The 14,658-nt window shown below is 70.0% G+C and carries 12 protein-coding genes; 6 read left to right on the forward strand and 6 right to left on the reverse strand.

Going from position 1 to position 14,658, the window contains the following annotated elements; translation table 11 throughout:
- Positions 1-2,775 (forward strand): Hsp70 family protein, encoded by a 2,775-nt coding sequence (locus PL79_RS04105; RefSeq protein ID WP_044845389.1) that lies wholly within the window; start codon positions 1-3, stop codon positions 2,773-2,775.
- Between the two features lie 222 nt (positions 2,776-2,997).
- Here the strand turns inward: PL79_RS04105 and ctlX are convergent, their stop codons facing one another.
- Both ctlX and PL79_RS04115 read right to left on the reverse strand, forming a co-directional pair.
- A complete protein-coding gene (gene ctlX, locus PL79_RS04110; RefSeq protein WP_044845388.1) occupies positions 2,998-3,975 on the reverse strand; it encodes a citrulline utilization hydrolase CtlX in 978 nt (325 codons plus the stop codon).
- Between the two features lie 58 nt (positions 3,976-4,033).
- Positions 4,034-5,113: an ornithine cyclodeaminase gene (locus PL79_RS04115; protein ID WP_044845387.1), complete on the reverse strand. Its 1,080-nt coding sequence runs from the start codon at positions 5,111-5,113 to the stop codon at positions 4,034-4,036.
- A gap of 296 nt (positions 5,114-5,409) precedes the next feature.
- Between PL79_RS04115 and PL79_RS04120 the strand changes: the two genes are divergently transcribed.
- The gene (locus PL79_RS04120) at positions 5,410-5,841 is read left to right on the forward strand and encodes an Lrp/AsnC family transcriptional regulator (RefSeq protein ID WP_044845386.1); all 432 of its coding nucleotides are present in this window, start codon (positions 5,410-5,412) and stop codon (positions 5,839-5,841) included.
- Between the two features lie 60 nt (positions 5,842-5,901).
- Here PL79_RS04120 and PL79_RS04125 read toward each other — a convergent pair whose 3' ends face one another.
- The 4 genes from PL79_RS04125 to PL79_RS04140 are packed head-to-tail and all read right to left on the reverse strand — an operon-like array spanning position 5,902 to position 9,620.
- Positions 5,902-6,495, reverse strand: a complete 594-nt coding sequence (locus PL79_RS04125) for a peroxidase-related enzyme (RefSeq protein WP_044845385.1) — start codon at positions 6,493-6,495, stop codon at positions 5,902-5,904.
- The gene (locus PL79_RS04130) at positions 6,492-7,022 is read right to left on the reverse strand and encodes a CMD domain-containing protein (protein WP_044845384.1); all 531 of its coding nucleotides are present in this window, start codon (positions 7,020-7,022) and stop codon (positions 6,492-6,494) included. The genes PL79_RS04125 and PL79_RS04130 overlap by 4 nt, the downstream gene beginning before the upstream one ends.
- A gap of 46 nt (positions 7,023-7,068) precedes the next feature.
- Complete coding sequence (locus tag PL79_RS04135; protein ID WP_235879199.1) at positions 7,069-8,601, reverse strand: NAD(P)-binding domain-containing protein; 1,533 nt, start codon at positions 8,599-8,601, stop codon at positions 7,069-7,071.
- A complete protein-coding gene (locus tag PL79_RS04140) occupies positions 8,598-9,620 on the reverse strand; it encodes a LysR family transcriptional regulator (RefSeq protein WP_044845383.1) in 1,023 nt (340 codons plus the stop codon). Before PL79_RS04140 ends, PL79_RS04135 begins: the two co-directional genes overlap by 4 nt.
- 355 nt (positions 9,621-9,975) lie before the next feature.
- On the opposite strand from PL79_RS04140, the gene PL79_RS04150 reads away from it, so the two are divergent.
- The 4 genes from PL79_RS04150 to PL79_RS04165 are packed head-to-tail and all read left to right on the forward strand — an operon-like array spanning position 9,976 to position 14,651.
- Positions 9,976-11,169 (forward strand): ABC transporter substrate-binding protein, encoded by a 1,194-nt coding sequence (locus PL79_RS04150; protein ID WP_044845382.1) that lies wholly within the window; start codon positions 9,976-9,978, stop codon positions 11,167-11,169.
- A gap of 40 nt (positions 11,170-11,209) precedes the next feature.
- Positions 11,210-13,021, forward strand: coding sequence for an ABC transporter permease (locus PL79_RS04155; RefSeq protein ID WP_044845381.1), 1,812 nt, complete (start codon positions 11,210-11,212; stop codon positions 13,019-13,021).
- Positions 13,022-13,032: 11 nt separating this feature from the next.
- Positions 13,033-13,890 (forward strand): ABC transporter ATP-binding protein, encoded by an 858-nt coding sequence (locus PL79_RS04160; RefSeq protein WP_044845380.1) that lies wholly within the window; start codon positions 13,033-13,035, stop codon positions 13,888-13,890.
- Positions 13,887-14,651: an ABC transporter ATP-binding protein gene (locus PL79_RS04165; protein WP_044845379.1), complete on the forward strand. Its 765-nt coding sequence runs from the start codon at positions 13,887-13,889 to the stop codon at positions 14,649-14,651. Before PL79_RS04160 ends, PL79_RS04165 begins: the two co-directional genes overlap by 4 nt.
- Positions 14,652-14,658: the final 7 nt, after the last annotated feature.

The following is a 14,658-nucleotide window of genomic DNA, read 5'->3' on the forward strand; positions in this document are numbered from 1 at the left end:
ATGAAGCGCTATACGGTCGGCATCGACCTCGGCACGAGCAATACGGTCGTCGCATACGTCGAGGCCGGCTCCGACGCGATCCGCGTGTTCGACGTCGAGCAGCTGGTCGGCCCCGGCGCGGTGGCCGCGCAGCCGCTGCTGCCGTCGGTGCGCTATCACCCGGCGGCGGGTGAACTGCCGCCGGACGCGCTGCGGTTGCCGTGGGCGGCCGATTCGAAGGCGGGTGCGAAGGCTGATCCGAAGGCCAACGCGAATGCGGCCGGTGCACCGCCGGCCGTGATCGGCCGCTATGCGCGCACGCTCGGCGCGCAGGTGCCGGGGCGGCTCGTCACCAGCGCGAAAAGCTGGCTGTCGCACGCATCGGTCGACCGGCTCGCGGCGATCCTGCCGTGGGGCGCGGCCGACGGCGTCGACAAGGTGTCGCCGGTCGACGCGAGCGCGAGCTATCTCGCGCACGTGCGGGCCGCGTGGGATGCGCGTTTTCCCGATGCACCGCTCGCGAAGCAGGACGTCATTCTGACGGTGCCGGCGTCGTTCGACGACGGCGCCCGCGCGTTGACGGTCGAGGCGGCCAAACGCGCGAAACTGCCGGCGCTGCGCTTGCTGGAAGAACCGCAGGCCGCGTTCTACGACTGGTTGTACGGCCAGCGCGCGACGTTGCGCGACACGTTCGCCGCGGCACGGCGCGTGCTGATCTGCGACGTCGGCGGCGGCACGACCGACCTCACGCTGGTCGACGTCGCGCCGGGCGGCGACGGCGAACCGGCCTTCACGCGCGTCGGCGTCGGCAATCACCTGATGCTCGGCGGCGACAACATGGACCTCGCGCTCGCGCGCCTGGTCGAGACGCGGCTGACCGAGCCCGGCACGCGGCTGTCGGCCGCGAGCCTGTCGCAGCTCGTCGAGCGCTGCCGCGCGGCGAAGGAGCGGCTGCTCGGCGACGACGCGCCGGCCTCCGTCACCGTGACGCTGCTCGGCGCGGGCAGCAAGCTCGTCGGCGGCGCACGCTCGGCCGAGCTGACGCGTCAGGAAGTCGAGCAGATCGTCGTCGACGGCTTCTTTCCGCAGGTCGAGGCCGGCGAGCTGCCGCGCCGCGCGCGGGCCGCGATCGTCGAATTCGGCTTGCCGTATGCGAGCGACCCGGCCGTCACGCGCCACGTCGCCGCGTTCCTGAATCGTCATGCGGAAGGCCCGCTGCCCGACACGCTGCTGCTCAACGGCGGCGTGTTCCGCGCGGGGGCGCTGGCCGGCCGTCTCGCGCAGACGCTCGGCGCGTGGCGCGGCGCGCCGCTCGACGTGCTGCACAACGCGCATCCGGACGTGGCGGTCGCGCGCGGCGCGGTCGCCTATGGCCTGGCGCGGGCGGGGCATGCGCCGCGCATCGGCGGCGGTTCCGCGCGCAGTTATTTCCTCGTGCTCGACGATGGCGAGGGCGCCACGGCGGCGCGCGGTGTCTGCCTGCTGCCGCGCGGTGCCGAGGAAGGCCGCGAGATCCGGCTCGAGGAACGCACGTTCGCGCTGCAGCTCGGGCAGCCGGTGCGTTTCCACCTCGTGTCGACGGTCGCCGACACCGCGTACCAGCCGGGCGATCTGGTCGAGCTGGACGGCGGCGACTTCGTGCGGCTGCCGCCGATCGCGACGGTCGTCGACGCGAAGGCCGGTAGCGATGCGCGCGAAACGCCGGTGAAACTCACCGCGTCGCTGACCGAGGTCGGCACGCTCGAAATGCACTGCATCGCGACCGACGATGCAGCGCGCCGCTGGCGGCTCGAATTCCAGTTGCGCGGCGATGCGCCCGCGCAAGGCGACGATGCCGCGTTCGCGCGCCATCCGCGCGTCGATCACGCGATCGAGCTGATCGACCGCTCGTTCGGCAGCAAGGCCGCGGACATCACGCCGAAGGACACGCGACGGTTGCGCGCGCAACTTGAACAGGTGCTCGGCCCGCGCGACGAGTGGGACGTCGCGCTCGCGCGCGAGCTGTTCGACGCGTTGCTTGCGCGCGCGCGTCGCCGGCGGCGCTCGGCCGATCACGAACGCGCGTGGCTGAACCTCGCCGGCTATTGCCTGCGCCCGGGCTTCGGCCATCCGCTCGATGCGTGGCGCATCGAGCAGCTGTGGCCGCTGTTCGACGACGGGATCCAGTACGTGAACGACGCGCAGGTGTGGTCCGAGTGGTGGACGTTGTGGCGGCGCGTGGCCGGCGGCCTCGACGACGACGCGCAGACGCAGGTGCGCGATGCGATCGCGTTCCTCGAACCGTCCGACGACAAGCGCCGCAAGCTGCCGTTCGACCCGGCCAAGGTCGGCCCGGCCGACATGACGCGCTTGTCGGCATCGCTCGAACGATTGCCGGTCGAGCGCAAGGTGGAACTGGCCGAGCGGTTGATCGCGCAATTGCAGAAGCCGGCCGAGCGCACGCTGTGCGCGTGGGCGCTCGGGCGCATCGGTGCGCGCCGGCCGTTCTACGGCAGCGCGCACAGTGTCGTGCCGGCCGACGTCGCGAACCGCTGGCTCGACGCGCTGTTCGCGCTGGACTGGAAGCAGGTCGAACCCGCGGCGTTCGCGGTCGCGCAGATCGCGCGGATGACGGGCGACCGCGAACGCGATTTGCCGGACGAAACGCGCGACGCGGTGATCAAGCGCCTGTCTTCCGCGAATGTGTCGGCCGCGTGGATCGACATGGTGCGCGAGGCGATTGCGTTCGACGAAGCCGACACCGCACGTGTGTTCGGCGAAACGCTGCCGGCCGGGTTGAAGCTGCTGGGCGGTTGATGAACGGGCCGGACGATGTTTCGAACTGATTCGTAGATCGAAGCATCGTCCCGCTGCGCCATCGGGCTATCCACGCAGGATGTCCGCTCAGGCTGACGCATCGTCCGGCGGCGCCATCGGGCTATCCGCGCAGGATGTCCGTTCAGGCCGAAGCGTCGTCCGGCGGCGCCATCGGGCTATCCGCCGCAGGATGTCCGCTCAGGCGTGCGGCACCGATTCGCGTTACCGCGCCGCCGATTCCATTTCCTTCACGTCATGTGCTGCGGCCCGCCGCGCGAGATGAATCCCCGCGAGCATGCAGCGCACCGAGCCGCCGGCCAGTTCGATCGTCGGCACGTCGAGCGGCAGCAGCCGCGCGGAGCGTTCGATCGTCGCGCGCTGGCCGCCGGTGAGGCAGTCGAACGCGCGCCGCGACAGCGCGAGCACGCGCCCGTCCTTGCCCGACAGCTCCAGCGTATTGCCCGCGAAATTCGCGATCTGCGCATGATCGAGCGCGATCACGGTGCGGCCCGTTTCGGTCAGGCGTTGAGCGATTTCGTCGCGGCGCCGGCGCTCGGCGATCAGGTCGAGGCCGATCATCGCGAACTCGGTGGCGACGCTCATCATCACGTTCGTGTGATAGATCGGGTTGCCGTTCGCATCGGCCGTATCGAAGCAGATCGGCTCGAAGTTGAAGTTCGTGCAGAAACGCTCGAGCGCGACCGGATCGGCGCGGCGCGAACGCGCGGTGTACGCGATCCGGGCGACGTGGTCGAGCACCATCGCGCCGGTGCCTTCCAGGAACACGTCGTCGTATTCGAGCCCCGAGTAGTCGATCACGTCCTGCACGCGGTATTCCGCTTTTAGCATCTCGACGATGTCCGCGCGTCGCTCGCGGCGGCGGTTCGGGCTATGCATCGGAAACAGCGCGATATGCCCGCCCGGATGGGTCGAGAACCAGTTGTTCGGGAACACGGAGTCGGGCGTGTCGCGCTCGCCGTGATCGTCGAACACGTGCACGCGCACGCCTGCATCGGCGAGTGTGCGCGCGGCGGCCGTGACTTCGTCGCGCGCGGCGGCCGACACCGACAGCGTGTCGTGCGCGCCGCCGACGGCCGTGCGCTGGAACGCGTTGTCGGCCGCGGTCTGCGGATTCGGCAGGAAGCGGTGCGGCCGGATCATCACGACGGCGGCCGGCGCCTGGATCGATACGAGATTCATGAACGTTTGAAGAGATAGGCGGAGAATCGGGCGGCGCGCCGGCCGCCCGGGATGACGATCAGCGTGCGAACGCGGCGACGGCTTCGGTCACGAATGCCGCATGACCCTGCGCGATCGCGGCCGGATCGTCGATCAGCGCGAACAGGTTCTTCGGATCGACGGCCGGCGGAATCAGTGCGATCTCGACGCCCGCGTTGTGCTGCTGCGCGAGCGCATACAGGTAGCGCAGCGCCGAGTAGTCCTCGAGCGCGAAGCCGACCGAGTCGAACACCGTGACTTCATCTGCGCGCTCGCGGCCGGTCGTCTCGCCCTGCAGCACGCGCCACAGTTCGGTCACCGGGAAGTCGGCCGGCATCTGCTGGATCTCGCCCTCGATGCGCGACTGCGGCTCGAATTCGACGAATACGCGGCCCGCCTGCAGCACGCCCGCGTCGAGCTCAGTCTTGCCCGGGCAATCGCCGCCGACCGCGTTCAGGTGCATGCCGGGCTCGATCATGTCGGCCGTGACGATCGTCGCATACGCCTTGTCGGCGGTGACGGTCGTCACGATGTCGGCGCCACGCACGGCGTCGGCGGTCGACGCGGCGCGCACGACGCGCAATTCAGGGTAAGCGGCGAGGTTCTTCACGAGCTTGTCGGTCGCGAGCGGATCGACGTCGAACACGCGGATCTCGTCGATGCCGAGCAGCGTATGGAATGCGATCGCCTGGAATTCGCTCTGCGCGCCGTTGCCGATCAGCGCCATCGTGCGCGCGTCGGGGCGCGCGAGCGCCTGCGCGGCCAGCACCGACGTCGCGGCGGTGCGCAACGCGGTGGTCAGCGTGAGTTCGGCGAGCAGCAGCGGGTAGCCGGTGTCGACTTCGGCGAGCGCGCCGAACGCCATCACGGTGTGCATCCCGCGCGCGGCGTTGACGGGGTGGCCGTTCACGTACTTGAACGCGAACAGCGACGCGTTCGCGACGGGCATCAGCTCGATCACGCCGTCGCGCGAGTGGCAGGCGACGCGCGGCGACTTGTCGAAGTCGGCCCAGTGCAGGTAATCGGCGCGCAGCGTGTCGACGAGCGCGCGCAGGAACGGCGTGACGCCGGTCTGGGCGATCAGTCGGGCGGTGGCGGGAACGTCGAGGAAGCGGGTCATCGGTCTGTCTCCATTTTGTTGCCCGGACGGGTGTCCAGGCGTTCTGGTCGACCGGGGCGGGCGTGTCGGCCCGGGCCCCGGCTCCATCAAAAGCGGCGTCGCGGCCCATGCGGCCGGTCGATGGAGTCATTATTTCCGTGAGTCGAGCCAACAAAAAGACGGCAAAAATGGCAGATTTCTCGATAGACTTGGCAGATTGCTGGCCGAATATGGCAGTTTGTTCAAATCACGCTGGTCGAAATGCGTGCCGTCCGGCACGCTGGCGGCCGTGTCACGTTCAACAGGAAGGTCCGTTCATGATTACGCTCGACGACGTCGACCGGCAGCTCATCGCGCTGCTGCGCGACAACGCGCGGATGCCCGTCGTCGCCCTTGCGAAGGCGTTGCGCGTCGCGCGCGCGACCGTGCAGAACCGGCTGACGCGGCTGGAGAAGAACGGCGTGATCGTCGGCTATACGGTGCGGCTCAAGCCGGCCGCCGAGCGGCACCGGATCCGCGCGCTGATGTCGATCGCGGTGCAGGGCAATCGCGGCGCGGAAGTGGTGAAGGTGCTGCGCGGGCATCCGAACGTCGCGTCGATCCACAGCACCAACGGGCGCTGGGATCTGGTCGCCGAGCTGCACGCCGATTCGCTCGAGCATTTCGATCGCGTGCTCGGCGCGATCCGGTTGATCGACGGGATCGCGAATACGGAGACGAGCATTCTGTTGTCGACGCACAAGGCGTGACGCGCGGCAGCGCGCGTCGGCCGGTGTGGTCGCCTGCGCCCGCGCCGGCGCGGCGGCGTGTCAGTTGCCCGCTGCGGGTTCGGGAAACACCGGTTCGCCCAGCGTCAGCATCAGCCGGTTCGCCCACGCGAAGATCGCGACGGCGTGCGACAGGTCGAGAATTTCTTCGTGGGTGAGCCCTTCGGCTTCGAGCGCGGCGATGTCGCGTTCGTCCACCGTGTCGGGCCGCTCGGTCAGCGCGACCGCATAGCGGATGATCGCGCGTTCGCGCGCGGTGGTGCCGGCTGTCGACGGATCGTCGAACACCTGGTCGATCGCATCGGTGCGTTTCGCGAGTTGCGTGAAGCGCTGCGCATGCACCGATGCGCAATACACGCAGCCGTTCACGCGCGACACGGCCGTGCTTGCCAGCTCGCGTTCCGCGCGCGACAGTCCGCCCGGACCATACATGATCGCGTTGAACACGCCGGAACGCTGCCGCAGGATGTCGGGCAGGTGGACGAGCAGCAGGTAGTAGTCCGACGTTTTCGCTTGCGGATGGCTCGCTTCGAGCACCGCGAGCTGGTCGGCCGTGGCGCGTTCGAGCGGCACCGTGTCGAGCCATGCACGCCAGCCGAGCGTGGCGGACGTGAAACCGTGCGTGGCCATCGTCATGCGGCCTCCCGGGCGGCACGCGCCTGCAACGCTTGCACCGCTGCCGCGACACGCAGCTGATACGAGACGAAGGCGACGAGCTGCGACAGCGCGACGATCGCGGGTGTCGTGAACCCGGCCGACTTCAGTGCGTCGAGATCGGACGGGCGTGCGTCGGCGGGCGAGCGCGTCAGGCGCCGCGCATGCGCGAGGAGCGCGCCGAGGCGCGTGGGCAGTGCGTCGAACGCATCGGCGTCCGCGCGGGCGATGTCGTCGGGCGTGCCGCCCGCGTCGATCAGCCGTGTTTGGTAGACCGCGGCCAGCGCGTGCGCATTCGAGCGCTGCGCGACGTACCGCGCCGCATGCAATCGTTCGATTACCGAAAGATCGGGCAGCGCGGTGTCGAACAGCGCGGCTTCGCTGAGCCGCGTATGGAGCAGCACCTTGTCGCGTGCGCGACGCAGCGTGGCCACGGCATCGCCTTCGCGCAGGCCGGCGACGGCGTCGATCGTATCCGGCGCGGCGGCCGGCGGGATGGGTTCGGTCATCGTGATGGATTCCAGTCGTCGTGAGTAGCGTGGATCGCGGCGGCGCTCATGCGTCGGCGTCGCGCCATTCGTCGCCCTGCAGCTCCGCGGTCGCGAACGCGACGAGCGCGTCGTAGTGGCGGTCGCGATCGGCGTCGAACAGCCGGCTCGCGATGCCGCGTGCGAGCCGCTCGGCGCCCGCGCTGATCGCGGGGATGTCGCCCGACAGCTTGCCGTGGCTAAGGCTCGCCGCATGGTTGAAGCAATGGATGCGCGTGACGGCCGGGCAGGCGCCGCGCTCGCGTTCCTGGAACGCGAACGCGGGGCCGAGGTCGGGCGACTCGGCGAGCTCGTCGAGCCATGTGCCCGGTTCCGGTTGATAGCGATCCTTCCAGCGCCGCACATGCGGCCCGAACGACGCGAATTCTGCGCGTGTCGTCCAGTCGGAATGAAAGCCCGTCGCGAAGATCAGGAAGTCGACCGTGTAGCGGCCGCGCGGCGTGACGACGTCGAGGCCGTCCGCGTGTTCCACCAGCGTTTCGATCGGGCTGGCTGCATGGAAGTGTGCGTGAGCATGCCGCGACACGCGCAGCACGCTGTCGCGCGGCGGCGGTGTCTGCGACGTCAGCGCGTAGTGCATGAAGCGCCACTTCGTCGCATCGTCGAGATCGGCATAACCGTGCACGAGGCCCGGGCTGCCGATGCCCGTCAGCTTGTTGATGCGCGGAATGTCCGCGCGACGGAAGAACAGGTCGACGCGCGCGGCGCCCGCTTCGAGCGCGGTGCCCGCATTGTCGAACGCGGACGCGCCCGCGCCGACCACGCCGATGCGCTTGCCGGCGAGCGAAGCGAAATCGATCGGATCGGACGAATGGGCCCAACGCGAGCGCGGCGCGCGTTGCGCGACGGGCGGCACGTACGGGCCGCCGAGCCCGTCGCGGCCGGTCGCCAGCACGACGTGTCGCGCGAGCACGGTCTGCGCGTGGCCGTTCGCGCGCAGGTCGAGCGCGAGCAGGCCGTCGTCGCGCGGACGCAGTGCCACGAGCGCGGTGCCGTTGCGCACCGGCAGGTCGAGCACGCGGCGATACCAGCGCAGGTATTCCATCCATTGCGTGCGCGGAATCTTGTAGAGCGCATCCCACGCGTCGCGGCCGTATCGTGCTTCGAACCACGCGCGGAACGTCAGCGCGGGCAGGCCGAGCGCGGGGCCGGTGAGCTGCTTCGGCGAGCGCAGCGTCTCCATCCGCGCGAACGTGATCCACGGGCCTTCGTAGCCGGCCGGTGCGCGGTCGATCACGCACTGGTTGTCGATGCCGAGCAGGCGCAGTTCGGCGGATGCCGCGAGCCCCGCCATTCCGCCGCCGACGATCGCGACGTCGAGCACGCGCGTGCCGTCGACGTCGCGCGGCGGCACCCACGACGGCGCGGGCAGGTCGAGCCAGCGCAGGTCCTGGGCGAGGCGGGCTTCGAGTGCGTCGAGCGTGTCGGGTGCGTCGGGTGCGTCGGGTGCGTCGGGTGCGTCGGGTGCGTCGGGTGCGTCGGGTGCGTCGGGTGTGTCGGGTGTGTCGGGTGTGTCGGGTGTGTCGGGCGTCGCCGTCATGCGGCCTCCGGGCGGGTACCGCGTGTGCGTGCGGTTCGTGTGGCGCGCGTCGCACGAGGCGGGCGATCGATGCGCAACCGGTCGCCTCGCAGCAGCGCGTCGTGCACGGATGCATCGTGAAAGGTCACGTCGTCGAGCAGCGCGCGCGTCGTGTGCTGCAGCGCGTCGAGCAGCGCCTCGACGGCGGCCGTGCGCGTCTTGCCGGCGGGCGTCGCGACACCGAACGCGAACGGGATGTCGACATCGAGCGGTCGTGCGACGACGCCGTCCACCGGCAGTGCCACGCCGGTCGCCGGGTCGACGATGCCGATCCCGACGCCCGCGCGCGCGGCCATCACCGCGTTCAGCGATGCATTGGTTTCGATGAACACGTGCGCGTCGACGCGTGCGGCCGCGAATGCCGCATCGATCCGCTGGCGCAGCCGGTGCCGGTTCGCGACCGTCACGATGCGGCGGCCCGCGAGATCGCGCAGCGCGATGCGCGGCTTGCCCGCGAGCGGATCGTCGGCCGGCAGCACGGCGACGCAGGGCGTTTGCGCGATCCAGTGCACGTCGAGCCCCGCATGCGCCATCGGCAGCGTGACGACGCCGATATCGGCCGTGCCGGCGAGCACTTCGTGCACGACGTGTTCGGCCGACTCGCTGCGCAACTGGTAGTGCGGCGCGTGCGCGCCGTCGGGCAGTGCGGCGAGCGCGGCCGGCACGAGCGTGGCCGCGAGTGAAGGCGTGGCCGCGATGCGCACGGGTTCGGCGGTTTCTTCGCCGAGTGCGCGCGCCCGCGCTTCGATCGCGCGCAGGCCGACAAGCGAGCGTTCGACTTCCTCGTAGAGCAGGAATGCACGGCGCGTCGGCGTGACGCGCGGGCCGTGCCGGTCGAACAGCGCATAGCCGAGATCGGCTTCGAGCTCCTGGATCTGCCGCGTGACGGCCGGCTGCGAGCGGCCGAGCAGTTCGCCCGCGCCGGTCACGCTGCCGGCCGACATGACCGCGGAAAAGGCTTCGAGTTGATGCAACTCCATGACGCGTTCCGATGATGCGATTTGCGCATTGTAGGAGTGCGAGCATGCACGATTCATATAATGATTTTTGCTATCGACAGTGCCAAACATGCGAAGCGCACGCGCGCCGGGACGACGCGCCGTGCATGCATGCGCGTCGGCCGGCAGCGCTGCACGACGGCAAACGTCAATCGAATCAATGCGCTGCAGCGCATGCCGATGCGTCGCGCGAGGCGCGCCGTGCAGGAGGCCGTGGCAGTGACGTTGCGCTTCGCGTCGCGCACGATATCGATATGCGCAAAACTTCGTTGGAACGCCCTGAACCGGATGGTTACATGCCCTCACTCTTTTCGACTGACTGAAGCTGGGGGGACGCATGAACGTTTCGGGGAACGACGCACGCGGCGCATGGCGGCGCGTGCTGGGCACGGTGGCGGCACTGGCTGCCGCATGGGGCTTGTCGACGGGCGGCGCGCTCGCGGCGGGCGTGTCCGGCGAGCCGGTGGTGATCGGCGTGAGCGGGCCGCTCACCGGGCAGGACGCGCAATACGGCGAACAATGGAAGCGTGGCTTCGATCTCGCGCTCGACGAGATCAACGGCGGCGGCGGCATCCACGGCCGGCCGCTCGCGGTCGACTTCCAGGACAGCCGCAGCGATCCGCGTCAGGCGGTGGCGATCGCGCAGAAATTCGTCGCGGACCCACGCATCGTGATCGAGCTCGGCGACTTTTCCAGCGCGACGTCGATGGCCGCGTCGCCGATCTACCAGCGCGGGCAGCTGATCCAGTTCGGCTTCACGAATTCCCATCCAGATTTCACGAAGGGCGGCGACTACCTGTGGAGCACCGCGCTGAGCCAGGCCGAGGAGCAGCCGCTGCTCGCGCGCTACGCGGTGAAGGAACTCGGCTTCAAGCGGATCGCGGTGCTGTACCTGAACACCGACTGGGGCCGCACCAGCAAGGACATCTTCGCGAAGGCGGTGACGGGGCTCGGCGCGCAGGTCGTCGCGGCCGAAGGCTACCAGCCGGCGGAGAAGGATTTCCGCTCGACGCTCGTGCGGATCGGTGCGTCGAAGCCCGATTCCATCGTGCTGATTTCCTACTACGCGGACGGCGCGCAGATCGTGCGGCAGGCGCGCACGTCGGGGCTCACGCTGCCGATCGCGGCGGTGGGCTCGGTGTATTCGCCGAAGTTCCTCGAACTCGGCGGCACGGCCGTCGAAGGCGTCTATACGGAATCGAACTTCTTCCCGGCCGAACCGCGCCCGGAGGTGCAGGCGTTCGTGCAGCGCTATCGCGCGAAATTCCATGCCGATCCCGATTCGTTCGTCGCGCGTGCATACGATGCGCTGATCCTGTCGGCCGAGGTGCTGCGCCGCTACGGCGTGACGCGCCAGGCCGCGCACGACGGCTTCGAGAAAGTGAGCGACGTGCCGAGCGTGATCTTCGGCAAGGTGCGTTTCGATCCGCAGACGCGCCGCGTCGCGGGCGCACGCACCGTGTATCTCGTCGTGAAGCAGGGGCAGTGGGCGCTATGGGACGGCGCGAAGCCGCAGCTCGCGGCGCGCTGACCCCGACCCGGAACCGCATGCAAATGACGGACGCATCGTGATGGCTTCCTGGCTCGACTACACGCTCAACGGCCTCATCGTCGGCAACATCTACGCGCTGCTCGCGGTGGGGCTCGCGCTGATCTTCGGCGTGTCGCACCTGATCAACTTCGCGCACGGCTCGGTCTACATGGTCGGCGCCTTCATCGGCTGGCTGTGCCTGACGCGCTTCGGCTTGCCGCTGCCGGCCGCGCTCGCGGCGGTCGTCGTCGGCTGCGGCGCGCTCGGCATCGCGATCGAGCGGATCGGGCTGCGGCCGTTGCGCCACGCCGCGCGCATCGCGCCGCTGCTCGCGACGATCGGCATCAGCTTCATCCTCGACCAGCTCGCGCAACTCGCGTTCGGCGCGGACCCGCGTGCGGTGCCGACGCCGCTGCCCGACTGGCACCTGCGGATCGCCGGCGCGACGCTCGGTGCGCTCGACCTGCTGATCGCCGGCATCGGCCTCGCGGCGGCCGCGCTGCTGTACGGCTTCCTGCGCTTCACGCGGCTCGGCTGGGCCGTGCGCGCGACCGCGCAGGATCGCGATGCGGCGCTGCAGATGGGCGTCGACGTCGATCGCGTGAACCAGACGGTGTTCGCGATCGCGTGCGCGCTCGGCGGTGTCAGCGGACTGCTGGTCGGCATGTACTACAACAGCATCGATCCGGCGATGGGCTTCCAGGCGACGCTGAAGGGCGTGGTCGCGCTGCTGATCGGCGGGCTCGGCAACGTGCCCGGCGCGATCGCCGGCAGCCTGCTGCTCGGCCTCGTCGAAAGCTACGGCGTCGCGCTGTTCGGCACCAGCTATCGCGACCTGTTCGCGTTCGGACTGCTGATCGTGTTCCTCGTGTGGCGGCCGAACGGCCTGTTCAGCGGGAAGCGCGCGCTGCCGCCGGAGCCGATGACGGGCACCTTCCTCGCGGCCGCGAAAGCCGTGCGCGTGCCGCGCCCGGTGCTCGTCGTGCTGATCGTGGCGGCGGCCGTGCTGCCGTGGTTCGGTGCATCGCCTTATGTGCTGCAGACGCTGACCAACGCGTGGCTGTACGGGCTGCTCGCGCTGAGCCTCACGCTCGTCGCGGGCACGGTCGGGCAGATCTCGCTCGGCCACGCCGCGCTGCTCGTGATCGGTGCGTATGCGTCGGCGCTGCTGTCGTCGGATCTCGGCTGGTCGCCGGCCGTGACGATTCCGTGCGCGGGCGCGATCACCGCGGTGCTCGGCACGTTGCTCGTCTATCCGGCGTTCCGGCTGCGCGGGCACTACGTATCGATCGCGACACTCGGGATCGGCGAAGTGGTGAGCCTCGTGATCCTGAACTGGGACGGCCTCACGCGCGGCCCGCTCGGCATCACCGGCATCGCGCCGCTGCCGTGGGCGACGACCGCGCGCGCCGCGTACTGGTTCACGCTCGCGGTGCTCGTCGCGTTCGCGCTCGTGCAGGTGCGGCTGCTGCGCTCGCATCTCGGCCGCACGCTGCGCGCGGTGCGCGAGGACGACGTCGCCGCGCGCGCGCACGGCATCGCGCCGAACCGCTACAAGGCGATCGCGTTCGCGGTCGGCGGCGTCGCGGCCGGCGTGAGCGGCGGCATCGCCGCGCACCTGTACAGCTACATCAATCACCAGACCTTCGATTCGCAGGTGTCGATCCTCGCGCTGACGATGGTGATCCTCGGCGGGCTCGGCAACGTGCTCGGCGGCGTCGTCGGCGCGATCGCGCTGATCGGGCTGCCCGAGCTGTTCCGCTGGGCGGCCGACTACCGGATGCTGATCTACGGCCTCGTGCTGCTGCTGCTCGTCCGGTTCCGGCCGCAGGGCCTGCTCGGCACGGTATGAGGAGGATTGCGATGACCACCACTCGACCCTTGCTCGACGTACGGGGTTTGACGCGCCGCTTCGACGGCGTGACCGCGCTCGACGCGGCAAGCCTGACGCTCGCCGACGGCGAGCTGCTGAGCGTGATCGGCCCGAACGGCGCGGGCAAGTCGACGCTGTTCAACCTGATCGCGGGCGCGGACCGCCCCGATGCCGGCCGCGTGACGTTCGACGGCCGCGACATCACCGGCACGCCGCCGGAACGGCTCGCGGCGCTCGGCATCGCGCGCACGTTCCAGCACGGCCGCGTGTTCGGCAACCTGAGCGTGCTCGACAACGTGCTGATCGGCGCGCACGCGCGGTTGCGCGCGGCGCGGCCGGGCTGGCCGGCGCTCGGCGCGGCGGCCGAGGTGTGGCGCGCGCTCGTGCGGCCCGCGTCGGTGCGGCGCGAGGAAGCGGCGCTACGCGACGAGGCGCGCGACATCATCGCCGGGTTCGGCGAGCGGCTCACGCCGCGCATCGATCATCCGGCGCACAGCCTGTCGTATGCGAACCGGCGGCGCGTGGAGATCGGCCGCGCGCTCGCGCTGCATCCGCGCCTGCTGCTGCTCGACGAGCCGACCGCCGGGATGAACGAGACCGAGACCGCCGAGATGCTGCAACTGATCCAGTCGCTGAAGACGCGCGGCCTGACGATCCTGCTGATCGAGCACAAGCTCGAACTCGTGATGCGCGTGTCCGACCGCGTGATGGTGCTCGACAACGGCGTGAAGATCGCCGAAGGCGCGCCACGCGACGTGCGGCACGATCCGCGCGTGATCGAGGCTTATCTCGGCCGCCGTCATGCAGGCGGCACGACGGCCGAGCGCACCGTGCAGGCGGCCGCATGAGCGCACCTTCTTCCGGACCCGACACGACCATGACCGACGCGCTGCTGAAACTCGAACACCTCGACACGTTCTACGGCCCGGTGCAGGTGCATTTCGACGTGAACGTCGAAGTCGGCCGCGGGCAGATCGTCAGCCTGCTCGGCGGCAACGCGAGCGGCAAGTCCACGACGATGAAGCTGATTCTCGGGCTGATGCGGCCGCGTCGCGGCGTCGTGCGTTTCGACGGCGACGACGTGACCGCGCTCGCGACGCCGCAGCGCGTGCGGCGCGGGATCGCGGCCGTGCCCGAGGCGCGGCGGCTGTTCGGCGACATGAGCGTGCGCGAGAACCTGCTGATGGGCGCCTATACGCGCGGCGATCGTACGGCGGTGGCCGACGACTACGCGCGCGTGCTCGAACTGTTTCCGCGCGTGCGCGAGCGGCTCGCGCAGCGCGCGGGCACGCTGTCGGGCGGCGAGCAGCAGATGCTCGCGATGGCGCGCGCGCTGATGGCGCGGCCGAAGCTGATCTGCATGGACGAGCCGACGATGGGGTTGTCGCCGCTCTACGTCGACAAGGTGCTGGAACTGATCGACACGATCAACCGGCAGGGCGTGACGGTGTTCATGGTCGAGCAGAACGCGAGCCTCGCGCTGGAGATCGCGCATTACGGATACGTACTGCAGACGGGGCGCGTCGTGCTCGAAGGGCCCGCGAAAACGCTGCTCGACGACGAACGCGTGCGCGATGCGTATCTCGGCGGGGAGGCGGTCGCGGCGTAGTCGACGG

The organism is Burkholderia sp. USMB20, assembly GCF_000949135.2.
In the GTDB taxonomy this organism is placed as follows: Bacteria; Pseudomonadota; Gammaproteobacteria; order Burkholderiales; family Burkholderiaceae; genus Burkholderia.

Excerpts from the sequence above, each read along its gene's own strand:
- PL79_RS04105 (WP_044845389.1), top strand. The coding sequence starts at position 1 with ATGAAGCGCTATACGGTCGGCATCGACCTCGGCACGAGCAATACGGTC.
- ctlX (WP_044845388.1), bottom strand. The coding sequence starts at position 3,975 with ATGAATCTCGTATCGATCCAGGCGCCGGCCGCCGTCGTGATGATCCGG.
- PL79_RS04115 (WP_044845387.1), bottom strand. The coding sequence starts at position 5,113 with ATGACCCGCTTCCTCGACGTTCCCGCCACCGCCCGACTGATCGCCCAG.
- PL79_RS04120 (WP_044845386.1), top strand. The coding sequence starts at position 5,410 with ATGATTACGCTCGACGACGTCGACCGGCAGCTCATCGCGCTGCTGCGC.
- PL79_RS04125 (WP_044845385.1), bottom strand. The coding sequence starts at position 6,495 with ATGACGATGGCCACGCACGGTTTCACGTCCGCCACGCTCGGCTGGCGT.
- PL79_RS04130 (WP_044845384.1), bottom strand. The coding sequence starts at position 7,022 with ATGACCGAACCCATCCCGCCGGCCGCCGCGCCGGATACGATCGACGCC.
- PL79_RS04135 (WP_235879199.1), bottom strand. The coding sequence starts at position 8,601 with ATGACGGCGACGCCCGACACACCCGACACACCCGACACACCCGACACA.
- PL79_RS04140 (WP_044845383.1), bottom strand. The coding sequence starts at position 9,620 with ATGGAGTTGCATCAACTCGAAGCCTTTTCCGCGGTCATGTCGGCCGGC.
- PL79_RS04150 (WP_044845382.1), top strand. The coding sequence starts at position 9,976 with ATGAACGTTTCGGGGAACGACGCACGCGGCGCATGGCGGCGCGTGCTG.
- PL79_RS04155 (WP_044845381.1), top strand. The coding sequence starts at position 11,210 with ATGGCTTCCTGGCTCGACTACACGCTCAACGGCCTCATCGTCGGCAAC.
- PL79_RS04160 (WP_044845380.1), top strand. The coding sequence starts at position 13,033 with ATGACCACCACTCGACCCTTGCTCGACGTACGGGGTTTGACGCGCCGC.
- PL79_RS04165 (WP_044845379.1), top strand. The coding sequence starts at position 13,887 with ATGAGCGCACCTTCTTCCGGACCCGACACGACCATGACCGACGCGCTG.